This is a genomic window from Paenibacillus dendritiformis (assembly GCF_945605565.1).
GTDB classification, from domain to species: Bacteria; Bacillota; Bacilli; order Paenibacillales; family Paenibacillaceae; genus Paenibacillus_B; species Paenibacillus_B dendritiformis_A.
Genome location: NZ_OX216966.1, coordinates 4,023,580 through 4,048,817 on the forward strand (window position 1 = coordinate 4,023,580; position 25,238 = coordinate 4,048,817).

The 25,238-nt window shown below is 45.6% G+C and carries 20 protein-coding genes and 1 pseudogene; 15 read left to right on the top strand and 6 right to left on the bottom strand.

Features of this window, described 5'->3' with window-relative positions:
* Positions 1 to 450 precede the first annotated feature (450 nt).
* The 4 genes from NNL35_RS17820 to NNL35_RS17835 all read right to left on the bottom strand — a co-directional run bounded on the left by NNL35_RS17820 (position 451) and on the right by NNL35_RS17835 (position 3,972).
* Positions 451 to 1,191: a methyltransferase domain-containing protein gene (locus tag NNL35_RS17820; RefSeq protein WP_006679718.1), complete on the bottom strand. Its 741-nt coding sequence runs from the start codon at positions 1,189 to 1,191 to the stop codon at positions 451 to 453.
* Positions 1,192 to 1,207: 16 nt separating this feature from the next.
* A complete protein-coding gene (locus NNL35_RS17825) occupies positions 1,208 to 1,849 on the bottom strand; it encodes an acetyltransferase (RefSeq protein WP_006679719.1) in 642 nt (213 codons plus the stop codon).
* The gene (locus NNL35_RS17830; RefSeq protein ID WP_006679720.1) at positions 1,846 to 2,985 is read right to left on the bottom strand and encodes a DegT/DnrJ/EryC1/StrS family aminotransferase; all 1,140 of its coding nucleotides are present in this window, start codon (positions 2,983 to 2,985) and stop codon (positions 1,846 to 1,848) included. The genes NNL35_RS17825 and NNL35_RS17830 overlap by 4 nt, the downstream gene beginning before the upstream one ends.
* Positions 2,986 to 3,105: 120 nt before the next feature.
* A complete protein-coding gene (locus NNL35_RS17835; protein WP_006679721.1) occupies positions 3,106 to 3,972 on the bottom strand; it encodes a glycosyltransferase family 2 protein in 867 nt (288 codons plus the stop codon).
* Between the two features lie 219 nt (positions 3,973 to 4,191).
* Here NNL35_RS17835 and NNL35_RS17840 point away from each other — a divergent pair, with 219 nt between their 5' ends.
* From NNL35_RS17840 to ppsA, 3 genes are all read left to right on the top strand, one after another.
* Positions 4,192 to 5,721 (top strand): glycosyltransferase, encoded by a 1,530-nt coding sequence (locus NNL35_RS17840; RefSeq protein ID WP_006679722.1) that lies wholly within the window; start codon positions 4,192 to 4,194, stop codon positions 5,719 to 5,721.
* A 303-nt stretch (positions 5,722 to 6,024) separates the two neighbouring features.
* Positions 6,025 to 7,119, top strand: coding sequence for a phosphotransferase enzyme family protein (locus NNL35_RS17845; protein ID WP_006679723.1), 1,095 nt, complete (start codon positions 6,025 to 6,027; stop codon positions 7,117 to 7,119).
* A 318-nt stretch (positions 7,120 to 7,437) separates the two neighbouring features.
* The gene (gene ppsA, locus NNL35_RS17850; RefSeq protein ID WP_006679725.1) at positions 7,438 to 10,026 is read left to right on the top strand and encodes a phosphoenolpyruvate synthase; all 2,589 of its coding nucleotides are present in this window, start codon (positions 7,438 to 7,440) and stop codon (positions 10,024 to 10,026) included.
* Positions 10,027 to 10,231: 205 nt separating this feature from the next.
* Here ppsA and NNL35_RS30690 read toward each other — a convergent pair whose 3' ends face one another.
* Complete coding sequence (locus NNL35_RS30690) at positions 10,232 to 10,663, bottom strand: integrase core domain-containing protein (protein ID WP_420832881.1); 432 nt, start codon at positions 10,661 to 10,663, stop codon at positions 10,232 to 10,234.
* Between the two features lie 383 nt (positions 10,664 to 11,046).
* Between NNL35_RS30690 and NNL35_RS17855 the strand changes: the two genes are divergently transcribed.
* The 12 genes and pseudogenes from NNL35_RS17855 (at position 11,047) to NNL35_RS17905 (ending at position 24,756) form a co-directional block, all read left to right on the top strand.
* Entirely contained in the window at positions 11,047 to 12,399 is a 1,353-nt protein-coding gene (locus tag NNL35_RS17855; RefSeq protein WP_006679451.1) for a DUF418 domain-containing protein, read from the top strand.
* Positions 12,400 to 12,593: 194 nt separating this feature from the next.
* Positions 12,594 to 12,671 (top strand): annotated as a pseudogene (locus NNL35_RS30695) (IS3 family transposase); the annotation flags it as partial.
* 178 nt (positions 12,672 to 12,849) lie between these two features.
* Entirely contained in the window at positions 12,850 to 13,506 is a 657-nt protein-coding gene (locus NNL35_RS17860) for a response regulator transcription factor (RefSeq protein WP_006679452.1), read from the top strand.
* A 3-nt stretch (positions 13,507 to 13,509) separates the two neighbouring features.
* Positions 13,510 to 14,943 (top strand): sensor histidine kinase, encoded by a 1,434-nt coding sequence (locus NNL35_RS17865; protein WP_006679453.1) that lies wholly within the window; start codon positions 13,510 to 13,512, stop codon positions 14,941 to 14,943.
* Positions 14,944 to 14,947: 4 nt separating this feature from the next.
* A complete protein-coding gene (locus NNL35_RS17870) occupies positions 14,948 to 15,709 on the top strand; it encodes a hypothetical protein (RefSeq protein ID WP_006679454.1) in 762 nt (253 codons plus the stop codon).
* A 336-nt stretch (positions 15,710 to 16,045) separates the two neighbouring features.
* Positions 16,046 to 17,080, top strand: a complete 1,035-nt coding sequence (locus NNL35_RS17875) for an LCP family protein (RefSeq protein WP_006679455.1) — start codon at positions 16,046 to 16,048, stop codon at positions 17,078 to 17,080.
* Positions 17,081 to 17,176: 96 nt separating this feature from the next.
* Entirely contained in the window at positions 17,177 to 19,021 is a 1,845-nt protein-coding gene (locus NNL35_RS17880) for an acyltransferase family protein (protein WP_006679456.1), read from the top strand.
* Between the two features lie 197 nt (positions 19,022 to 19,218).
* Positions 19,219 to 19,746, top strand: a complete 528-nt coding sequence (locus NNL35_RS17885; protein ID WP_006679457.1) for a VanZ family protein — start codon at positions 19,219 to 19,221, stop codon at positions 19,744 to 19,746.
* 562 nt (positions 19,747 to 20,308) lie between these two features.
* Positions 20,309 to 21,793 (top strand): Lsa family ABC-F type ribosomal protection protein, encoded by a 1,485-nt coding sequence (locus NNL35_RS17890; protein ID WP_006679458.1) that lies wholly within the window; start codon positions 20,309 to 20,311, stop codon positions 21,791 to 21,793.
* A gap of 255 nt (positions 21,794 to 22,048) precedes the next feature.
* Positions 22,049 to 23,080, top strand: coding sequence for a Cfr family 23S rRNA (adenine(2503)-C(8))-methyltransferase (locus NNL35_RS17895; protein WP_006679460.1), 1,032 nt, complete (start codon positions 22,049 to 22,051; stop codon positions 23,078 to 23,080).
* 395 nt (positions 23,081 to 23,475) lie between these two features.
* Positions 23,476 to 23,940 (top strand): maleylpyruvate isomerase N-terminal domain-containing protein, encoded by a 465-nt coding sequence (locus NNL35_RS17900; protein ID WP_006679461.1) that lies wholly within the window; start codon positions 23,476 to 23,478, stop codon positions 23,938 to 23,940.
* Between the two features lie 432 nt (positions 23,941 to 24,372).
* Entirely contained in the window at positions 24,373 to 24,756 is a 384-nt protein-coding gene (locus NNL35_RS17905; protein WP_006679462.1) for a VOC family protein, read from the top strand.
* A 43-nt stretch (positions 24,757 to 24,799) separates the two neighbouring features.
* Here the strand turns inward: NNL35_RS17905 and NNL35_RS17910 are convergent, their stop codons facing one another.
* A complete protein-coding gene (locus NNL35_RS17910; protein ID WP_193372696.1) occupies positions 24,800 to 25,228 on the bottom strand; it encodes a GDSL-type esterase/lipase family protein in 429 nt (142 codons plus the stop codon).
* Between the last annotated feature and the right edge of the window lie 10 nt (positions 25,229 to 25,238).

Sequence of the window (25,238 nt, forward strand, 5' to 3'; positions counted from 1 at the left end):
CTCTTGCAGAGGTGAAATCGTATATTGTGAAATGGCCGAAAAAAGCTTTTTTTAACCAGAAAAGTACGCCGGCACGAAGGGAGCAGCTTTGGGAGAGCGCTCGGTCACAATGTCTGCAGAAGCATCTGCACAAAGAAGCCCGGAGAGGAAATCGTGCTGTTCCTCGACGGAGACATGGTCACTTTCGACGGGGAGCTGATTCCGTTCATCCAGTCAGTTGAGCAAGGGATGGACGTTGCCTTGAACCGACATTCCGGAGTAACAAACCGCAAGGATGCGCCCGGCTATGCGCCGATATCATTCACGCGCATCAGGGGCTTTTACCTATCGGGAAAGGGGCTGTTGCTTCCCTGAAGCAACCAAGATTTCCGATCGTTCACCCGCAAAAAAAGCCGTCTCCCAAGCGGCAGCCGGCTCTTTACTTTTAATCGGAATTGGGGGACAGTCTATTCATGGTGCAGGAACAGTCTGCTTGGTCCCGATATACAGCGTATCTTTCTCGGACAAACCGTACAGGTGTGCTTCCTTGACACCGTATTTTTCCGCCAAATTAAATAAAACGACATGAAACCCGGCCGCTTCCAATCGGCCAACGAATCCTTTACGATTATAAATGCGTACATGATCGTCTTGGCCGAAGTGTTCTTTTCTTGCCTGCGGCGAGGTCACCGCCGGGTCCTCTAGAATCTCCTCGAAGTTTAAAGCGATCGGCACTTGCAGAATGCTCCAGCCGTTCGGTTTCAATACGCGGTAGATTTCTCCCATTGCTTTGTGATCTTCGATAACATGTTCCAGTACATGGCTGCAAATAACAGCATCGAATGTTTCGTCAGCGTAAGGCATAGCCGTTAAGTCCACCCGTTCCATTTCCGAATCCTGAGGCATTAAATCGCCGCATATATAGGAAATGTTCGGATATCCTTTTAACCATTCTCTTAAATTTCTCTCGGGTGCAATGTGCAGTAATTTTTGCGGCCTTACGAGCAAATCCGTTTCCCTTTCGATATAGAATTTATACAACCTTTCCCTGTCGAAAGAGGAGCACACGGGACACATGGCGGTCAGCTTGTTCCACATTTCATACTGGCACTTGGGAAAATCGTAAATATCCGGCCACGGGTGAAACCGTACAATCGTATTATTGCAATAAGGACAATAGTAAGGACCCTGATGTTTGAGATGGTCAACCAATGATTTTTCTCCTTTCCTAATTCTTATCAAGCCGTTTTTTGATGACGGCTGGCACCCCCGCAGCCATAGTAAAGTCAGGGATATCGCCTTTGACAAAGGCTCCGCCGCCAATCATAGACCAGCAGCCGATGCGGCATTTCTCCCGAACCGAGGAGCCGATGCCGATGTAGGCTCCTTCGCCTACGGCTACATTACCTGCCAGATTCACACCCGGGGCGATGGTGACATAATCGTCAATGACCGTATCATGACTGATGTTGGCGCTTCGATTGATGATCACATGGCATCCGATCCGGATATTATCGGTAAGGATGGCCCCTTCGCAGATCATGCTGCCTTGCCCCACGATATTTCTCCTCGACACACGGACACGCGGATGGATTAGCGGGTCTGCGATGCGGAATCCCGACCGGATGGTATCGTAAGCGAACCGCTTCTTTAATGCCGGGGCTCCGACCCCGGCACAAACGATCTCGATCTCATGCCGCATCGCTTCAATATCATCAAGCGTTCCCAATACGGGAACTCCATTCACCAGTTGACCTTTCATTTCAGGCCGTTCGTCCAGGAACCCCAGCACCTGCACTCCCATCTCTTCGCAAAGCCAGTTGACCTCGCGGGCGTGTCCGCCCGATCCCCAGATGATGATCTTTCTCATATGGCATTCCCCTCGGTAATGCTTCCAAGCACCTTCACAATCCGCCCAACGGTGGCCTCATTCATTTCCTCCCAGAGAGGCAGACTGATAATACGGTCTGCAATCCGTTCCGTCACCTGAAGATCGGAATGGGGGTAGCTTTGAAACTGCTTCTGCTGATGGCATGCGGGGGAGAAGTAAGTCCGGGCTTCAATCGAATGGGAGGCTAACCGCCGGATGACTTCCCGGTTGCCGGGAGGGTCCGGGCTCAGCATAGAGAAAAATTGCAGGGGCACCCGGCCTTGCATCTTTTGGACAGACCATCCCCGCTGCATTAGATCCTGTTGCTGCAGTTCACGATGATAATAGCCAATGATCGTTTTTCTTCTCTCCTGTACTGCCTGGAACCCTTCAAGAGTGGCTAAGGCGATAGCGGCGGTATATTCCGATATTTTGCTGTTTAAGCCTAACAATACGGATTCCCTGGAGCTGGAGAAGCCGAAGTTGCCGGCCCGGCGGATTCGCTGAATGAGATCCTGGTCCGCGCTATACACCAGCCCGCCTTCTCCGACGCCAAACGTTTTGGTCGCGTGAAAGCTGAACACCACGGCTCCGCCGAAGCCTTTGCCGAATTGTGCGGCATCCTCCGGAACGGTCGTTCCAAAGCTGGCAGCCGCATCGATGACGACTGGAATTCCTTCCTTTAGCAGTTTATCGTATATGGATAAATCGATAGCCGAACCGAAAGTGGCGTAAGGGACGATGACCGCGATCTGCTCGCCCAGCCGCTCAACCGTTTCCACCACTTGTGCTCTGTTCATTTGCCAATCATCCGGTTCAATATCCAGGAAATATGGCTCAAGCCCGCACCACTCGGCGGCAAGAGGGGTCGCTGCAAAAGTAAAGCTGGGCATCACCGCATATTTGCCCCGGGGCCGCTTGCTTTGCGAAATCGCCAGTATCAGCCCGAGAGTAGCGTTATGCACCGTCACGGCTGCGCCGATGCCGCCGAACATTTGGGCAATCACGCGCGTTTCAAACAGATGATTTAAGGGTCCGTAATTGGAGTAAATCCGGCTTGCTTCTATTTTTTCAAAATAAGAAAGCAACCGCTCCTTTTTGACTAAATTCGGTCGCAAGAACGGAATTTCATACATGAGGCACCCTCTTCTCACTGGAATCCTTTTTCCAATCAATGTGTGTACCTTAGAGTATGAACCCCATGAACGGGGGGGGAACGGCGAATACCTTACCTGGCTCTCCGATTTTCACAGTCCTCATTCTACTGTATTCAAGATCGTATCGATCCGCTGAATGTCTTCTGCAAATTGCGGATATCCCTGCACGCGTACGCGGTAAGCAAGAAGAGCGGTTTTGTACAGCTCCTCCGTTTCCAGAAAGCCCTCCTCTCTGGAGGCGATCGTTATATCAAGCCATTCGCTGAACGCTTTAAAACCAAGCGCGTTGTTGTTTTGGCTGGCATGTAATCGAAAATAGCTGAGCGCTTCCGGAATATAAACCGCTTTTCCTTTGGACAAGAGAGATAACCAGGCAGCCATATCGTTGATCAGCGAGTATTGCTTCCCGCGGTATACTCCGAACCGTTCGGTAAGGTCCGCTTTTTTAAACAATACGGTCGTCGGTTCGCCGATCATATTTAAGCATCGGGTTAATGCGATGTTCCCCAGCGTTTTTCCATCCATCACTCTTGTCTCTTCGTAGAGTCTGACCGTTGCGGCGATAGGCGGAAGAAAGCTCCCCGATTCATTAATGGTTTGCCGGTAGGACGTGACTAGCGTGATGTTTTCGAATTCGTTAAAAAAGTAAAGCATTTTGGAGATCTTTTCTTTATGAAATACGTCGTCATCCATCAAGTAATTGATATATTCCCCCGAGGCCAGGTCGAAGCATTTGTGCCAGTTTTCAAGAAAAAGGTTTTTCTCGTTTTTATGGTATTTAATCTGGGGATAAGACGGCAGATAAGCTGCTTCCAGCATTTGTTGCACTTCGTTATTGGAGCTGTCGTCACAAATGACGATTTCGATATTCGGGTAGGTTTGTTCAAGTACGCTGTCGATGGCGATTTTTAGCGTATGGGGCCGGTTATAAGCGGGAATCACGACACTAACCAACGGATGTGCCAAGATAACTCCACCTTTCTTAAAAATGAGTTGTATCCCTCTTTGTACGATCGGATTTCTACCTCTCAGACTATTCGGTCTCAAGCGAATTGTGCGTTCATATAAGGCTTTTGGGTGGACAAATAGGAGAGCAGCGGAATACACTGCGTATGTGAAAGAAGAGAATGGTTCGTCACTTGGCTCCAGTTTTGCGTTCGACATTTGAGAAAGGGGAATCAACTCTTGTCATCGGACTTCATTCCTTTATTGACGGTTCATCTGTTTTTGACAGACAAGATTTCGAAGGATAAATTGAAAGAACCGATCTTGGAGTTGGAAGAAAACCACATCACCGTGAAAATGTATGGACCTGATGATCCATTAGTCGATGCCGGCCCCCGGAAACCGCGTGTCTATGTGTCCATAGGAGATGAATGGGAACCTTTTGCAACCCTAAGATCGCTGCCTATTCAGGAAAAAAAACGTTGGCTGCACTTCCATTCGCCGGACGAACTCGAATCGCATAAATTGTTTTATTGCTGGATCAGAGCAACGGATCCTCTCCCTGAAAACAAAGCCGTTCCTCCTACCCGTTTTTCTTCCGAGACGCCTCTCATATCCGTGTTCACGGCCAGCTACAGGTCAAAAGAAAGAATTCAACGTCCTTATCGATCGCTTTTAAATCAAACTTACCCCAACTGGGAATGGGTCATTGTGGACGATTCCGGAGATAACGAGGAGACGTACAAGAATGACTTGCTTCCTTTGAAAGACCCTCGCGTGCGCAGATATCGCCAGGATTCCCGCAATGGCTATATTGGGGCGCTCAAAAGGTATGCCGCAGGCCTTTGTACAGGGGAAATCTTAGTTGAGGTGGATCATGACGACGACCTGATGCCCGATTGCCTGGAGAAGATCGTCCGGGCATTTCAGCAAAATCCCGAATGCGGATTTGTTTACGGGGATTGCACCGAGGTGTACGCAGAGAACCTTCATGCGCATTGGTACGGCTGGGATTGCGGTTTTGGATACAGCGTATTTTATCGGGTGTGGCTGCGTGAAATGAACCGTTGGCAAAATGCGCACAGGCATACGACGATCAACGGCAATACCGTACGCCACTTGGTCGGGTTGCCGAATCATCCCCGCGCATGGTCTCGGGATTGTTATCATCTGGTCGGGGGTCATCGCGATGAGTTGCTGGTGGCCGACGATTACGACATGCTGATTCGGACGTTTCTTTGTTCCAAGTTTGCGGCCGTTCCTGATTTACTCTATATCCAGTATCGGAACGAAAGAGGAAACAACACCACGTTTCTAAGAAATAAGCAGATTCAGATCTTGGTCAGAGAACTGGAACGGGTTTACCACGATAGAATTCATTCGAGGCTGACCGAGCTGGAGCTGCCGGAGCATCTGCCGTACAGCCGTATATGGGAGACCTCCGTACACGATCCCGCCCGTAAAACGGCTCATGTCATTCATGAAGACACTTCCCGAGCTTCGATATTGTTCCCGATTCCTTATTCTCATCCGGAAACGGAGCATACTCAATTAAGAAAGACCTTCCAAAGGGGGATGGAGTCGGGCTTTAAGAACACCGAGGTTATCGTTGTGGGCCGTATCCCCAAGGAAGTGGAGTTTTTCGCTTCCCAAGCGCCTGCGGGGGCGATCCGCTGGTGGCCGATGGAGCCGGACGATTCCTTGGAGACTTGCATCCAGTATGCGAAGTATTGTGCATCCTGTAAAGAGAAAGTGGTTGTGATGCCTTAAAAGACCGGGCGAACGAGACAGGAGATCGACGACCATTTTCGAAATGCGTATCATGCCAGCGGAAAACCCCTGCGTTACTAATGAAGCACACCCCTTAGAATGGACATTGGATAAAACCCGTGGTTAATCCGATGATTTCTAAGGGGTGCATTTTGATGGCGAGAAAAGGTCAGAAAATAAGGCAAGATTTAAAAAAGTAGAAAGATACATTGAATGAGACAAATACCATCGCTCGACTTTGAAATTTAAATTTTGTTACATAAATCATTTAAATCTATAGTAGAAGGACGGTGCACAGAGAGATTGCAAACCAAAGAAAATATTTTGACTTATAACGAAGTTGTTTCAATCAGCAATACCTATTTACTTGCAGTAGTATCGGAATTGTTCGGATTAGAAGGATATGAAATTCAGCGGATTCCGGCACATGACGGAGGGCGGAATGTCGTATATACCTGTGAGAAAGAGGGCGCCGACGCAAAAATACTCAGAATCGCCTTCTTACCTGACAGAAGCCGGAAAGATTTTCTGGCCGAAGTTGAGTATATCAGGTATTTATTCGAGCATGGCGGAAGTGTCTCGGATGTAGTCAGTTCCCGGAAGGGGAATCTGCTGGAAGAGATCACTCATAATAATCACACCTTTTTTGTCTGCCTGTTTGTAAAGGCCAAGGGAAAAATGCTGGTGGAAAATCATTATCGGTACCGGGAAGGAGTTCCTATTACCGAATATTATTATAACTGCGGTAAAGCCCTGGGGAAACTGCACCAGATATCAAAAGGGTATACTCCTGTCCATCGCCGGTATAGTTTTTTTGATAAATACAATGCCGAATATATCGATAAACTGATTCCCGACTCTTTATCTCTGCTTAAGAAGAAGCTGGCAGATCTTCTTAACACCTTAGAAGAATTGGACAGAAACCGTGAGACTTACGGTATGATCCATTTTGATTATAACGATGGGAATTATTCGATAGATTTTGATACCGGGCAACTAACTGTATATGATTTCGATAATTCATGTTTCGGTTGGTATATGTATGACCTGGCAGACCTCTGGAGAGGCGGGGTGGGCTGGACACGATTTGAACCCGACGCTGGTAAACGTAAAACGTTTATGGATGCTTATTTTAAAACCGTTCTCGCGGGTTACAGATCCGAGACTAATCTCGAAGATTCGATGTTGGATCAGTTGCCTTTATTTATTCAGGTATGTGTCATGGAAAATATCGTTGCCTCCTTCGAGGATATGCAGAACAGCGGTGAAGAGCCCGAGTGTGATGAGGAGCTGTCGTATCTTATAATATGCATGGAAGACGATATCCCGTATTATGGATTTTTCCATGAAATTTTCTCTTGTGAAGAGCCTTTTGAATACGAGCAACGAAATAGGTAGTCTTAGGCCAACACAATCTTTAGCGTAGTCAAGTAGGTGTCTAGCAACATCGGGCCGATCAAGTAACGCTCGTACCCGCGATACTTCGCGGCCAGCTCATTCGGATGGCCTAGTTCAAGCAGTACGCTTTCGACATCCTCTTTAGATGCTTGGCCAGCTGGTATGTGTTCTTTCAGCATATCTTCAATCAGGCTTGCAGACTCATTCTTCTAATGAAATCAAAGAAGAACCTGGATAGTTTTATCTGGTTCTTCTTTATTGCATATAAACATACATATCAAATGTTTGTCTCAATTATATGGTTAGGAGAGATATGGAATGAGTTCTTTGGTTCTCGGTTTTCAGGAAATGAAAAACACGCAGCTATTGCACGTTGGCGGAAAAGGGTTGAATTTAGCGGAGTTATCAAAAATTGAAGGAATACAAGTACCAGAAGGATTTTGTATTACAACAGCGGGATATCAAAAAGCAATCGAGCAAAACGAAACGTATCATGCTTTGCTCAATCGACTAACTATGCTAAACGTAGAAGATCGAGATCAAATTGGTGAAATCAGCAGGAAGATTCGACAAATCATTTTGGAAGTAGAAATTCCTTCTGATGTTGTGAAAGCAGTAACTCAATATCTCTCCCAGTTTGGCGAGGAGCATGCTTATGCCGTACGTTCTAGTGCGACTGCTGAAGATTTGCCATATGCCTCTTTTGCTGGTCAACAAGACACCTATTTAAATATTATCGGCAAAGAAGCCATCCTGCAGCATATCAGCAAATGCTGGGCCTCCCTATTTACGGATCGCGCAGTAATCTACCGTATGCAAAATGGATTCGACCACAGTCACGTTTATTTAGCCGTTATCGTTCAAAGGATGGTGTTCCCACAAGCTTCGGGGATTTTATTTACCGCTGATCCGATTACTTCTAACCGAAAGGTGATATCGATCGATGCCAGTTTTGGACTTGGAGAAGCACTGGTCTCTGGCCTGGTATCTGCCGATTGTTACAAAGTAAAGGAAGGGGAGATCGTCGATAAGAGGATCGCGGCCAAAAAATTGGCAGTCTATGGACGAAAAGAAGGGGGAACAGAGACACAACAGATCGATCCTGAGCAGCAAAAGACTCAAACCCTAACTGAACAACAAATTTTACAATTAGCACGCATCGGAAGGCATATCGAAGCATATTTTGGTTGCCCGCAAGATATCGAATGGTGTCTGGTTGATGATACCTTTTATATTATCCAGAGTCGGCCAATCACGACGTTATACCCGATTCCTGAAGCGAATGATCAGGAAAATCGCGTTTATGTATCTGTCGGTCACCAACAAATGATGACCGATCCCATGAAACCGCTGGGATTGTCTTTTTTCCAGTTAACAACTACAGCACCCATGCGTAAAGCCGGTGGTAGGTTGTTTGTTGATGTGACACCTATGCTGGCTAGCAGAGACAATATATTAAATTACCTGGGACGATCCGATCCGCTTATCAGAGACGCACTGATAACCGTAATAGAGCGAGATTTTATAAAGATGTTGCCAGATGATAACACAGCACCAAGTCCGATCAAAAGCAATGCAGACAAAATGCATGAAATTGAAAACAATCCGTCAATCGTTCCTGATTCGATTAAGCGTAATCAAGAATCGATCGAAGCGTTGAAACAAAATATCCGAACGAAATCAGGATCGGAGCTGTTTGATTTTATTCTTGAAGATCTCCAGCAATTAAAGAAGATTGTATTTGATCCGCAAAGTATAGATGTGATTCTGGCTGCAATGGATGCAGCAACATGGATCAATGAAAACATGAACGAGTGGTTAGGTGAAAAACACGCAGCAGATACACTTTCTCAATCTGTACCGGGCAATATTACTTCGGAAATGGGACTGGCGCTATTGGATGTCGCTGATGTGATCCGTCCTTATCCGGAGATCATTGAATATTTGCAACATGTCAAAGATGAGCGCTTTTTAGATGAACTGCTTACGTTTGAAGGCGGGCAGGAAACCCGAGACGCGATCTATGCTTATCTCGACAAATACGGAATGCGATGTGCCGGAGAAATCGATATAACTAGAAGGCGTTGGAGCGAGAAACCAACTACGCTTGTCCCGTTGATCCTTGGGAACATCAAAAACTTTGAGCCTAATGCTAGCCAGCGGAAATTTGAGCAAGGGCATCAAGAAGCTTTGAAAAAAGAACAAGAGTTATTAGAACGATTAAAGCAATTGCCTGATGGTGAACAAAAAGCTAAAGAAACAAAACAAAAGATCGACTTCATCCGGAATTTCAGCGGGTTTAGGGAATATCCAAAATACAGCATGATTAATCGCTACTTCGTGTATAAGCAGGCTTTGCTGAAAGAAGCCGAACAACTCGTACAAGCGGGCATCATTCATGAAAAGGAAGATATCTTCTATCTCGCTCTTGAAGAACTTCACGAAGTCGTACGCACCAATAAACTGGATTACCAAATCATTAACAAACGAAAAGACGAGTACAACTATTATGAAAAACTAACTCCACCACGTGTTATCACGTCTGATGGTGAAATCATTTCAGGGGAGTACAAACGAGAAAATCTGCCTGACGAAGCTATTATAGGTCTACCCGTGTCTTCCGGAGTTATAGAGGGACGCGCACGTGTCATCTTGAACATGGAAGATGCTGATCTAGAAGATGGAGATATATTAGTCACCTCCTTTACTGACCCTAGCTGGACACCATTGTTTGTATCGATAAAAGGCCTGGTCACCGAAGTTGGCGGACTGATGACCCATGGAGCAGTTATCGCACGTGAATATGGCTTACCAGCAATTGTCGGAGTGGAGAATGCCACCAAGCGGATAAAAGATGGCCAACGAATTCGCGTGCATGGAACAGAAGGGTATATCGAAATATTGTAATGACTGAATACGTCAAGTAAGAGCCTTTGTCATAATGGACGGCATTACATGCAATCTGTGAAATATGAAGAGAGCAACACGTAGCGACAGGCACTCGTGTTGCTCTCTGTTCTAAGCACCAGGCTTCTTAACGACAAGGACCCAAACTTCAATTTCGAACATGCGGTTTTTTTATTTGATGTCATCACCTTCTTGTCATTTTCATTTAACAAGAAGGTGATGACATTTCCGTTTTTGACAAGAACTTGATTCCTTTGCCGTAAAGGACAAGAACATGATGCCAATGCCGATTAGCCCGATGATATTTTGATCGGTCTTCCAGCGTCATGACCCACTTAGAGAATTCCGATGGTGACATGCTCTTTAGGCTACCATGCATTCTGCGGTTGTTGTAGAAATCCATATAACGATCAAGTGCTTCATAGGCCTCATCAAGTGTCATAAATTCCCTCAGGCTGAACAGATCACATTCGAGTAAGCTATGAAATGGCTCAATGTACGCGTTCATATTCGGGCTGCGCGGCGGGATGCGTTCATGGACGATCTCCAGGCTCTCGCACGTATCACCAAACAGCTTGCTGACAAACTGAGGCCCGTTGTCGGTGCGGATGGTAGGTAAGTCATCGCCGGGATTCAGACGTTCTTGCGGCGCACGGCATAGTGGTTCACATGAATCCCTTTCTTCTCGCTCATATCCTCACCTCAATGAGATCAGGGTTACATCTGAAATTCAGTATTGTTATTTTGTCGATCACTTCATTTTTTTCGTTTTGTAGCGATTTTACAACTTCTTTACAACTCGACCTTACTTCTTATATATCCAATTAGTATATTAACGATGGGTCGATTGCTTGCCGATCATGATCAGTCTTATTAATAGGGACATAGAGTGACATTTTGTTTACATGTTGATCAAACTTTTGCGACATCTGCCAGCTATAGCGGAATAAGCAGAATAACCGCCATTTGCAAGGAATTGTAGAACACCTATAAAATAACCATTTTGAGGAGGAATGCTAATTGTCAGTCAGTATCAGGCTGCCGGACGAGTCCGGCAGTGAAAATAAAACAGAATCAACCGCCAAGCATGTAGCGGATTCCAAAAACAACGGACTGAAAAACAATGCGGTTTTAGGCGAATCAAACCAGATGTTCGTAGATGTACCGGCTCCGCTTCAGGACGGGGAGCAAGTTGGCGTCGCCAACCGGGATTCTGCCGAAATAAGGAACGCACGAGCTAATTCGCGGGGGGCGGGGCGCCTCGTGGGACTTGATGCAACGCGGGGGTTAGCGGTCATAGGGATGTATTTGCAGCACTTCGGATCGAACGAAACAATTTCTGCGATCGTTTCCGGGAACACAACGCTGCTGTTCGTGCTCTGTGGCGGCATCTCCTACTCTATCATGGCACGACGCATGATGGATCAAGGAGCAGAGTCGACTACATTCCGGGCGAGAATGCTTGCCCGTGCAGTGTTCGTCGATCTTATCGGGTATCTCCTCATCCTGCTAAATACTCCGTACGGGGTGATCCTGCCCGCCTATGCGGCAATGTTCGTACTGGCGTTGGTGCTGGTTCATCGTTCGATCCGGGTACTCGTTACGACAGCAGTCGCTTTGACCGTGGTGGCCCCGCCGCTGATGATTCTTGGGATGAGTGTCCTAGGGGGAGGGGACGTCCTAAGTGATATTGCGGGCGGTCCGATGTCCGCGCTCGCGATCGCACCCGCTTTCGTCGCCGGTATGGCGATCGGGCGCCTTGACCTCACCAAGGTGCGTACCGCACTCTCACTCGCGGGCGGTGGCGGTCTCACGCTCGCCGTGGGTAAGATGCTGAGCGCTTTCGTTATTCCCGGGCTGAGCCGTTCCTTCGATGCGTGGCTCATTGGCCTTCAAGGCACGGTAAGTGCCGTGCCGACCATGCCGGAGCCGAATGCAATCTGGCCGCTCAACACGGAACCGCCGCTGTGGAACATGCTTCTCTGGACATCTCCGCACAGTGCGTCGACGTTCCAGACGCTGATTGGGCTGGGGGGCTCATTCCTCGTGCTTGGACTCGTATGTCTCGTACCGAAGAAGAACTCTGTAGTGTTACTGCCTTTCGCGGCAGTCGGACGCGTGGCCTTGACGATGTATGCGGTTCAATTCGTCGTGATTTGGTCTCTCGAACTGGCGGGGATAGAATATGGTCTTGGAGGGATTCCATACGGTGATTTTCTCGTTGCGGCCGCAACGCTGGTGACAGGGTGGTTGATCGCGCGGCTCCCTTTCGGTCCTATCGAGTCATTGATGAGACACTTCGACCGCGCGTTCAGCGCCTCCCGAACATCACCGTACTCGAGTAAGCGTTCCTCCTCGACGACGGCTTTCTGACCTTCTTGCTTTCGTCTTACGGGGAGGAGTTCCGAGATATAGCTTGGTACCTGACGGATGAGTATTTCGGGATCAGCACTATAATCGCCAACATCTTAACGAAAACGTACGCTAAGCAAGTTTTTTAGCAGCGAACTATGACCCGAGAGATGGACACTTAAAAAAGAGCCCTCTCTCGGGTTCTTTGCGTTTACAAAAGCATAGACGAACTTCGTGCCCGCATTAATGAATACATTCACTTTTACAACACCGAGCGATATCAGTGGACATGAAGTTCAACGTTGAAGTTGATCGGCTTACTATTTTCTACCTATCAGGTGTTGACTTTTCAGTGGTAGTAGCAGCGTTAATAGGGTTGTGCTTTAGATAAGTCATGGAACCACCTATAAAACGTTCTGTACTTATCGTGTATAATTAGTACAGATTTTCAAGTAAGGAGAGCTCTAAAAGATGAAAAGGAGAATTTTAATCGTCGAAGATGATGTTAACATAGCCAATATCATTAAAATGAATCTAAACCTCGTCAACTATGCAACGACCGAGGTACATGACGGATTAGCGGCGTTGGAAGCAGTAAAGCGAGAGAAGTTTGATCTTATCCTGCTGGACATCATGATTCCGAAGCTGGACGGCTTTGCTTTAATGGAAAAAATTCAGCCTTGCCGCATACCGGTTATCTTCCTCACCGCGAAAAGCTCTGTGTACGATAAAGTGAACGGACTCAAGCTGGGGGCAGACGACTACATGGTCAAGCCCTTTGAAGCGATCGAGCTTTTAGCGCGGATCGAAACGGTGTTACGTAGATCCGGCAAAGAAGAGACCATGATGGAGTATCGAAACGTGCAAGTCACCCTGGACAAACGAGAGGTAACCCTCGATGGCGAGCCTGTTGAATTGACACCAAAAGAATACGATTTGCTTGTCGTACTGCTAAAAAACAAGAATATCGCACTTTCCCGAGAGCAGTTACTCAATAGAGTATGGGGCGACGTCTATTACGGTGAGACAAGAACGGTTGATATGCATATCAAATCGCTGCGTAAAAAGCTTCAGCTAAAGGACCATATTAAGACCATTTACAAAATCGGTTACCGGCTGGAGGATTAATCGATGAAGCTTTGGCAAAAAATTTATTTGTTTACGATTCTGACCTTCGTTCTTGTCTTTAATGCGGCTTCCATCATGGTCATTGAGCAAAATCATAGCAAAATGCTGAACCAGGAAATCACTAGTACATTGAGTCAGAACATGAACATTCATTCTAGCGTTGATGCGATCGTTCCGGTCTTCGGCATCTTTGATTCCATTGATTACGAGAAAGCCGTATTAACGAACATCGCCAAAGAATTTGTGGAGAAGAAAAGCGATGACCAACGCATTTATTTGCAAATATTGAACGATAGCAAAGAGGAGATTTTCAACAATGCAGACTTCATGATGCCGATACATCGCGAGGAATTGGACAAGCTGGCTACGGATGAAATCAAATATATTTTGCGGGATATCAACAAGCGTACGATATTGTTTACAACAAATGTTACGGATATTAATCATAAAAGCTACGTGTTCACCTATATGAAAGACATTACTTTCTTGTACCGGGAGCGTGCGGACCAGTACCGTTTTTTCGTTGGAGTAGATTTGATCACATGTTTAATCTATATGCTTGTTATGTTTTTCGTAAGTAAAGGGCTAACGAATCCAATCAATCGCCTCAACCGAACGGCTCAAGTCATTGCGAAGGGCGGCTTTTCGGAACGTGTTCATCTGAAATCGAAGGATGAAATAGGTATCCTGGCACGTAATTTCAACGATATGGCTTCGGTTGTTGAAAAAAAAATCAATGAACTGGAGCGGCACAATCAAGAGAAACAAAGGTTCATCAACAATCTTACCCATGAACTAAAAACACCTCTGACGTCGATTATCGGATATGCGAACTTCCTAAGAATCACCAAATATAATGAAGAGCAGTTTCTAGACGGGTTGGATGTTATTTACTCCGAAGGGAAGCGTCTGGAGTCGCTTTCAATGAAGCTGATGGACTTGATTTTGCTTCAGGAGGACCATTATCAGATGGAAGAGTATGATCTGAGGACTATCATCACAGAGATCCAACCAACTTTAGAGATGAAAGCCAAGGAGAAACAAGTTACGATTGTCATTGACTGCAAAGAGGGTAGGTTGCTGCTGGAAAAGGATTTGATAAAAATCATGATCTTCAATCTGGTAAACAATGCCCTCAAGGCATCTGCCGCAGGGCAAAGCATTACGCTCCGTACTCACTGGCGCGGAAGCCGTTACGTTCTTGAAGTAATCGACCAAGGCATCGGTATTCCCAAGGAGCATCAAGACAAAATTTTCGAACCGTTCTACATGGTGGATAAAGCTAGAACGAGAGCCAACAATGGAGCTGGCTTAGGCCTTTCGATATGTCAGAGCGTGGCAAGCATACATCATGCCGTCATTGAAGTGAGTAGTGAAGAGAATCAGGGCACGACGATCGGGGTCATCTTCGATCAGAGAGAGCGAAAGGTGAGATGATACAATGAACAAGCTCAGCATCCTTATTGTATCCGCAGCCTTCATGATCTTGACAACGGGATGTGTGGGATTCTACGACACAGTCGAAAAAGACATTGTTATGGTTAAAAAAGTAAGCAAAAATAAAATAAGCAATGAAGTAAAATACGAAGAGGTGCTATCTCAAGATACCGCAAAGACACTAAGCTTGAATGCAGTCAACAAATATTTCGATACACAGCTATCGAGAGACGATGTCCAAATCGAGTTGATGGAGATAGATCAAAAAAATTTGAAAGGTCTAGTAGAACATGGCATCAACCAGCGGCTGTCTCAGCAGGAGAGGGAGGATTTCGAAACAGAGCTGGAGAAAACTCCTGGTGGCCTATTTTATTTGACATTAACTGTTTCTTCCAAACGCAATGAAGTATATAATATCGTCCTTAATGCAAGAAACGGCGATGTGCTTAATATCTATAAACTGAATCTTGACCGTAATAAAAGTATAGATGGAAGTAGATTCATTGAACAAATAATAAAAACTGCAAATAAATTTATTCAAGAAAAGGAGAATTATAACTTGTCTGATCTGACTATGGATTTTCGAACAATCCTCTCGGATACGGCAGAAGTGTATTATTGGAGTAAAAATAACCAATTAAAATATCATGTCATTGTTCATTTAGAAGAAATGCAGGTGATTGGATTTAACAAGGATATCCTGGCGATGCTCAAATATTATACAGGGTTGACAAACTACCAATACTGGCAAGATTACAGAAACTAGACTAGTTGCTCAAAAGCAACTGGTCTTTTTTTTACGCTGTCCTGACAGTGTTACCATTAAAAGATTCCCTCAATCTTCATTCGCACTCTCATGGCAAGTTGCCCATAGATACAAACGTCACTTTCCTTCAAGCTAGCCTACTGGTACTCGAGAAAATTCGACAATTTACAAATTCATTACAACTCCATCTTACTTATCATATAGTTACATTTTATGCTTATGTTAAGCCATTAACAATGTTTAGCGTTGGGAGGGGGCGTCAGAGGGGCTCGTCAATGGAATTTTGCTCCTAAAACGTTTAACACCCTCTAAAGGAAAATGATTAGGAGGAGCAACATGATTGGGATTGGAAAAGGAAATCAAAATAATCGAGCTAAAAAAAAGAAGGTATGGATGTACGCTTCGATCAGCATTGGCGTTTTATTACTGTGCATCGCCTGCCTTTTTACCTATCAGGCCATTGGGGCCTTCAATGCACTCGATAGTTTGGATAAACCGAAGGACACGGTACCGATTGGCCAGTATAAGGAAGATGAGTCAATGAAACCCGTCAAATGGGAAGGCACTGAACGAGTCAACATCCTGCTGATGGGTGGTGACAATCGAGGGTTAAAGGAGAACGAGAAGGCTCGCTCCGACTCTATGTTACTTGCAACTTTTGATCCTGTCACGAAAAAAGCGCATCTGCTGTCCATTCTGCGTGATACCTACGTCAGGATTGAAGGCCATGGCGAAGGACGAATCAACACGGCCCTTGCACTAGGCGGACCGAACCTTGCGATGAAAACGATTGGTGATTTGTTAGGCCTTGACATTCAATACTACGTCTATACTGATTTCGAAGGATTTAAATCACTTATTGATGCGATCGACGGCATCGATTTCTATGTTGAGAAAGACATGACCTATACCGATAAAGCCGATGGGAACCGGTACGATATTCACTTGAAAAAGGGACAGCAAAAGTTGGATGGCGATAAAGCGTTGCAATACGTGCGTTTTCGTCATGACGCAATGAGCGACTTCACCCGCACCGAACGGCAGCGCAACCTGCTTTCGGCCGTAGCCGATAAGTTGAAGTCCGGTTGGAATCTCGTAAGGATGAAGCAAATATTAGAAAGCGTGGCGCCTTACATCAAGACAAACTTGGACATCTCCGACATGTTGAAACTGGCTGCGCTCGGTGCGGAGAGCCACATGGCCGGATCCGCGCAAATTCCACCGATGGATCTGCTCGTCGGCAAGTCAGTGAGGGGCGCCTCTGTTCTGGGCGTGAAAAACAACGAGAAGCTTCGTGACTATGTGCAGGAAGTGCTGTTGAAAGACGACGAGGGCAGCGTAAACACCGGCGGCAGTAGTGATAGGAAATAAGCGATATGTGGATGAGATTTTGTCAATGTATCCGGGGAATGCCTCGTCCCACCAACCATATAAAAAACTACTTTAGTAAAAGGGAGGGGAAGTGAAATGTCATTAACGATGGGTAGGTTGGATAAGCTTCATTCGAACAGGCATCTTGATGTTATGAAAGACAAACGACGCTATATGCCGGGACTGGATGGACTCCGGGCTTTAGCCGTTCTCGCTGTAATTGCTTATCATTTTAACTGGGGCGTGGCCTCGGGGGGATTATTGGGAGTAGGTGTCTTCTTTGTACTCTCAGGCTACCTCATAACGGATTTGCTGATGGAAGAGCGTAAGAGGAAGGGTCGAATCAACATGAAACAGTTCTGGTTGAGGCGCATGCGCAGACTGTTGCCGGCCATGCTACTTATGCTGTGCATTCTAACCGTCTATCTTACGATTGTTGATCCAGGAAGGCTGTCTTCGATTCGCGGGGATATTTGGTCATCGTTAACATATACGAACAATTGGTATTTAATTTACCATAATGTATCCTACTTTGAAAGCTTTGGTCCCCCTTCACCTATCGGACATCTTTGGTCGCTCGCTGTGGAGGAACAATTTTACTTGATATGGCCGTTTCTTCTCATGATCGTGATTTCTACTTTTGCCCCAACGCGCGGCAAACTTTTTTTGCTAATTCTTGCGGGAGCAGCCGTTTCGTTTGCATTGATGGTATTTTTGTATGAGCCAGGCACAGACCCGAGCCGAGTTTATTACGGAACGGATACAAGGGCTTTTGGGCTGTTGATTGGAGCAGCACTTGCAATCATATATCCAAGCCACAAATTTTCTGAACCATTTTCGCGAAAGGGAAACGCTTGGGTTAACATTTTTGGCGTTGTCGGTCTCTGCATCGTGATGTATATGTTGACAAAGACCGGGAAATACGATGAATCATTATACCGCGGCGGTATGGTCGTCCTCTCCGCAGCATCTGCATTGGTCATTGCGGCTGCGGCGAGTCCGTTCAGCGCAGTAGGCAAACTGCTTGCCTGGAAACCCCTTCGCTGGATCGGAGTCCGATCTTATGGCATATATTTGTTGCATTATCCGATTATTGTCTTAACGGGACCTGCAGATCCAAACGTGAGTCCGAATCTTCTTCTCCAGCTAGCCCAACTAATGATAACTGTTGTATTAGCCGCGCTGTCCTATAGATTTGTAGAGGAGCCCATTCGGAACGGGAAGACAAACCCATTAAGGAAAGAGGTTAGATATATGAAAAAATCAAAACCGATCAAACATTTGTTTATGCTGTTTTCCGTCGTTATGATCATCTTCATTTGTGTAGCTTGTGCAAGGGCAGGAAGCGAAAATTCCATCGAAAATTCGAAACAAACTGAATCGGCACCATTGAATAATTCAAAATCGATGTCACTTAATGCCGACTCGCAAGTCACAAAGTCAACAACCAAGGATGAGAAGCCCTCTAAGTCATCCGTAGAAGTTACAGCAATTGGTGACTCCGTGTTGGTCGGAGTAGCGCCTTATCTGAAAGAACTAATACCCGACATTGACATAGATGGTAAGGTAAGTCGGCAAATGTCTGAAGCGAAGGATGTCGTGGCACAACTCGATTCGAAAGAGAAGTTAGGAAAGATTGTCATTATTGAGCTTGGCACGAATGGGCCATTTTCTTCCGAAAAACTCGAAGAACTACTCAATACAATCGGTGAGAATAGGCAAATCTATCTCGTTAACTCCCGTGTGCCGCGAGACTGGCAGGATTCAGTAAACGAATCATTGGCCAAAGCGGCCGAGGAGCGTTCCAATGTCACATTGATCGACTGGCACTCGCTTAGCGCAGACAAATCTGAATGGTTTGCGGAGGACGGCGTTCACCCGCAACCGGAAGGAGCTAAAGCATACGCTTCGCTTATTGCTAAGTCAATTCAGTCCAAATAGCATGAAATTGTTATACCACAATATTCCTGTCACCGCGGAGCCCGTCAACATTTTAACGAAAATATTACGCTAAGCCTTCGGATATGGCCGGCTTGGCGTTTTTTCTTCCGTTAATTTGAGACTTGTTGTAGCATTTGGATGGTTTTTACACATCATGGACTAATAATGAGTAGAAGATAGAAATGAGAGGATTTTTTATGTTTGAAGGAAAAGTTCGTAAGGTTACCATCACCTTGCTAGCAGCTTATACCGTTGTGATTCTCTACTTCCTGTTCTTCGCCTTTGACAGAACAAGTCGTATTCATAACCAAGAGTATTGGTATAACCTAATACCAAATGGGGTTCCTTTGTATTTTCCATTAGGTAGAGACTTTCAAAGTTGGTTTTTTAACTTTGCCAACTTCGCAGCTTTTTTACCTTATGGGATTTTAATCCCGCTACTGTTTCCTTGCCGGTTTTTACGATTTATTATTCTATTTTGTGTGTCTATTTTTATGATTGAAATACTACAAATGATAACACATTTAGGAAGTTTTGATATTGATGATGTTTTCATTAATACATTAGGCGCTACGATCGGATTTTGCGCACAAAAACTAGTACCTCGTTCTAAAGATACAATAAAGGGTATGAGTAAAGTAGTCATAATAACGATCCTCCTTTCATTTGGTACAACCGTAATTGTTGAAGGAGTGAATAATCTTTTTGAAATACATCAAAAATAGAAGAAGGCATAGAGATAGGGCACTCCCAACATAGTTGGAGAAGTTGCCCCCCTCATTAGAGTAACTGTGACACAAAGTTACCATCTTGCTTGGAGGAGAGGCCAAAGTTACCCTCAATAGATTAATTTAGACCAAAATTAAAAGGGAAACTCAAAGTAAACTGGGCCGAGCGGCGCCGATCGTAATTAATTACGTAAAAGAATAGTTTAACGAGGAAGTCGAGAGAAGACGCCGGCTTATCGAGCAAAGTCGAAGGCTTAAAAGCAATGATGTCTTAATCGAAGAGTTAGTTGCAATGAAATAACTGGTATGTTAATATTGCGCTAACACTTATGATAGGAGTTGAAGAGGATAATGTAAAATTTCTTGCTTACGTTTAAAGAATAAAACAAGTTCTGTTTTGTTCTTTATTGGCAAGAAAGTTACCTTATTCTTTTCACTCAAAAAATATGTCCTTATCTGACTCTGCGTAGGGTTGGATTTGCTTTATTTTTTTTGAGCTGTAAGAAAGGTCAACTTTCTTGCAGCTCTTTTTTATTTGTGAACCAAGGAGGTTTTTGGAGTGTCATTGATCAAGGTAACTAACCTGACGTTTGCCTATGACGGCAGTTACGACAACATTTTTGAGCATGTAAGTTTACAAATCGATACCAACTGGAAATTGGGCTTTACGGGGAGGAACGGCCGGGGCAAGACGACGTTTCTCAATCTGCTGCTCGGCAAGTATGAGTACAGCGGAACGATTTCCTCTAACGTCAGCTTCGAGTATTTCCCGTTCCACGTCGAACACAAGGAAAATTATACATTCGATGTGGTAGCCGACATCTATCCCGACTATGAGCACTGGCAACTCATGCGCGAATTTTCGCTGCTGAAGTTATCAGAGGATGTGTTGTACCGGCCGTTCGACTCGTTGTCCAATGGAGAACAGACGAAGGTAATGCTGGCGGTCCTGTTTTTGAAGGAAAACAGCTTTTTGCTTATCGACGAGCCGACAAATCATCTGGATCTGCATGCTCGGAAGCTGGTAAGTGACTATTTGAACGACAAGAGCGGGTTTATATTGGTATCACACGATCGGGCGTTTCTCGACAATTGTGTGGATCACATTATTTCGATCAATAAGACCAATATCGAAATCCAGAACGGAAATTTTTCAGACTGGTGGGAGAATAAACAAAGACAGGACCATTTCGAACGGGCCGAGAACGAAAAGCTGAGGAAGGACATTAAGAGGCTGTCCGAAGCGTCCAAGCGGACGAGCAACTGGTCGCACGAAGTAGAAAAAACGAAAAACGGCACCCGTAACTCCGGCTCCAAGGTCGACAAAGGATACATCGGTCACAAGGCCGCCAAAATGATGAAACGATCCAAATCGATCGAGCAAAGACAGCAATCCGCGATCGAGGAAAGATCCCAGCTTCTGAGAAACGTCGAGAGCTCGGAAAGCCTGAAAATAGCGCAGATGACTTATCATAAACACCAATTGGTCGAGCTTGACCGCATTTCGATTCATTATGGAGAGAAGAACGTTTGCCGCGACATCAGCTTTACTGTCGAGCAAGGGGATCGCATCGTGCTCTCCGGTCCGAACGGCTCAGGCAAATCCAGTTTGCTCAAACTGATTTGCGGCGAGGAGATTCCTCATTCAGGCGTGTTTCGAAAAGGGAGCCAGTTGAAAATTTCTTACGTTTCACAAGATACCTCGCAGTTGCGGGGCAATTTGTCGGAATTCGCCAGATCCAGCGAGATTGACGAAAGCTTATTCAAAGCGATTTTGAGAAAACTCGATTTTTCGCGCTTGCAATTCGAAAAGGACATCGCTTCGTTTAGCGGCGGTCAGAAGAAGAAGGTTCTGATCGCGAAAAGCCTCTGTGAACGCGCTCATTTGCATGTTTGGGATGAACCGCTTAATTTTGTCGACGTCATTTCCAGGATGCAAATCGAAGAACTGCTGCTGGAGCATTCACCGACTATCCTTTTTGTGGAGCACGACAGCGAGTTTTGTAAACATATCGCGACAAAAGTTGTGGAACTGAAAGTTTAACACACTCTAGGAGGATGAAAGCGATGATCATTGAGGTTGAGGTTGTAGATGATTATGTGAACCGGTTCCTTCCGGTTGACCCGGTTCACAAAAAAATAAATCTGTTGCCGGAGGTTTACCAATCTATCGACAGATGCACGTAGCGATTATGTCCGCAAACGCATCGTGTTTTTTCCTGCATAGTTGGTTAATGACGCATTAAAGCGCCGTTCGGCGGTTGCTTTTTTGCATTTTCTCCGGCGGTAAGGAGAACACATGAAACCAACCTCGAAATATGAAACGATTGGGCAGATCTTGTCCGACTTCAAGCAGCCTGCGTACCGGTATGGGCAAATTATGGACGCTATTTTCAAACAAAAAATTGCTGAATACGAACGGATCACCATACTGCCTAAATTTTTGCGAGAAGAGCTGGCCCGGACGCTTGGTCCGTATGTCTCCAGCGTTATTCCGGTAAAGGAACTCACATCGCAGCAGGTCAGCAAGGTGCTGTTTGCCATCGGGGGTGGCGAACGCATAGAGGCCGTACGACTTTCCTATAAACGGGGGTGGCAATCGTATTGTATTTCCACCCAGTGCGGCTGCGGGTTCGGGTGCCGCTTTTGCGCGACCGGTACCATCGGCCTGAAACGGAATTTGACCGCCGACGAAATTACCGACCAATTGCTTCACTTTCACGTGAACGGCCACGCCCTGGACAGCGTGTCCTTCATGGGCATGGGGGAGGCCCTCGCCAACCCGCACCTTTTCGATGCGCTGGCGATTTTGACCAACCCGCATCTTTTCAGTTTAGGACATCGAAGAATTACGGTTTCCACCATCGGCCTGTTGCCAGGAATCGATAGGTTGACGCGCGAGTTTCCACAGGTCAATCTAACCTTCTCGATGCATTCGCCGTTCGACGATCAACGGAGCGAACTGATGCCGATCAATAAGCGGTTTCCGCTCCGCGACGTGCTGAATGCATTGGATCGCCATATCCGGCATACGGGAAGAAAGGTGTATATCGCGTATATTCTTCTTCGAGGGTTCAACGATTCGGCGGAGCATGCGAAAGCGGTTGCCGCCCTGTTGAGGGGAAGGGGAGCTTGGGAACATCTTTACCACGTGAACCTAATTCCCTACAATTCGACAGAAGTGACGCCTCAAAGCTACTTGCCATCTGACCCCGAAAGGATCAAAATGTTCGTTCGGACGTTGAAAATAAATGGTGTGAACGTTACGGTCCGAACTCAATTCGGATCAGACATTAATGCGGCATGTGGTCAGCTATACCGAACTGAGTAGTCGACGTTTGAAATTTAACATACAATGCCTGCCGCAATGCATTTGCGACAGGTAAGAGAAGCGGTTGCCGTGAAGAAGGCAGCCGTTTTCTGCTATGTTAAGAGGCGCAATAAGAAATTCATAACCCATATAGGAAAGTTGTTGTTCAAGGTATTATACGGGAACGAGCAGAAGAGCTTGTTAGTCAATCGATGTACCCTTTAAAAAGAGGTATCCTGAAGGGCCCTCAGCAGAACGATTTGAAGCTCGGCAAGGCATACGGTAACCTACGGGGCGATGGATTTCTGCGAACATACGTGCTATAATCGATCCGCCATCTTGATTGATTTTTCCTTAGATTTTAAGCAATGAAAAGGCTTGCCGATTTTCAAAACCATCATTTGGAGGAATGCAATGTGGTAACGATTGCAGAGGTGTCTCAGGACTTAGAGAGATTTACAATTTTTATTTCTAATTTAATCCCTTACTCTGATGATGTTCTATGCACACCAATAGTTGGTACATGGTCGATTCGGGACATTATTAGTCATATTATGGGTTGGGACAAAAACTTTAGTAAGACACTTAACCAGGTTATAAACAATGAAGAAGTAAAACTGGAAGAACATCACGATGTACAGGCCTTTAATGAAGCATCGGTTGCTTTCGGCAGAAAAATGAAACTGCAAGATTTACTACAGGAAGCAATTTCCCAACGCAAACAACTGACAGTAAAACTCAATATGGTGTCTGAATCAGCATTCGTCAGACAATTCCATAATAGCGCGTATACGCTGGAAACTTTTTTGCAAGAAATGTTTATTAACCATGACAAGTATCACGAAGAACAAATAAGAAAATATCTTCAAACGGTTCGATAAAATAAGGTCAATCAGCGTCTTCTTCTTGGGCAGTTTTCTCGTGTTCCCGGCTGACAAAAGCATAAAGACATTACATACCGCGTAAATCGCGGTTTTTTATTTTATATCCCCAGGCGGGTATAATAACTTTGTTGGTTATTTGTTTTTACTGTTCTGTTGTTATCAAGCGGAATTTTTTCACCAGTTCACGTTATTTGGAGCCTTGGGAAAAGAACTACTCCCTGATCATTACACACAATAATAGCCAAGTTCAGCAATTTCTATCCGGAATGATGTACAGCAGGTTGACTTTGACTGCACATTGACCGACCTATAAAGGACAAGCGGATTGTTCTTCTTGGCGAAAACGCATCGCATGGGATAGGGGAGCGGTTTACTGGAAGCAACCCTGTCAGTACCATCGTCATAATTATCAAAGGAGGCAAAAATAGTATGAAAATCATTGTTACCAGTATATTCGTACAAAATCAAGACAAGGCACTGGAGTTTTATTCAGAAAAACTGGGGTTTGTAAAAAAGGAGGACGTTCCAATGGGGAAATTTAGATGGATAACGCTTGTTTCTCCCGATGATCAAGAGGGTACCGAGCTTTTACTCGAACCGAATGACCATCCAGCCGCAAAGGAGTATCAAAAGAAGCTGTTTGCCGAAGGCATCCCAGTAACAATGTTTGGCGTTGCAGATATTCGCAAAGAGTACAAACGATTAATGGAAAAAGGCGTGAAGTTTACTATGGAACCGACAGAAATGGGCAAGGTCACAATAGCTGTCTTCGACGATACATGCGGCAACCTAATTCAGATAGTGCAGAAGTAACTTGATGACGAAGTTTGAAGCGCTGATTTTTGCGCTTCATGGATTAGCCCAGCAGGATTGGGTAGAATGCGTTCGTGAAATGAGAGCCGTCTTCATCGTATTGAATCTTATGCTGCCGGAAAATGGGGGCAAGGTCGATGTAGTCTACTCCCTTCTCTATTGCCATCTTCTGCAGGGCTGCGTTGAACGTTTCAATCTGCGGGTTCATGAACGCACCGACCGGCGATGCGGCATCTACCGGCGTAATCGACAGAACGTAGACGCGCGCCGCCGGCAGCAGTTCCCTTATACGATCGACCAGCCGGCTATATTGCTGTTTCTTTCCGTCATAGATTAATGCAGACTTTGCCTTAATCTTGTCACGGCCATGCTTCACATCTTTATTGGAGAAGTTCACTATGACCTTCAAGTTAGGACCGTACTCTGCGGATTGAACAAGCCAATCCGGTGTCAGTACCTTAAATGCCGTCATTTCCTGCGTT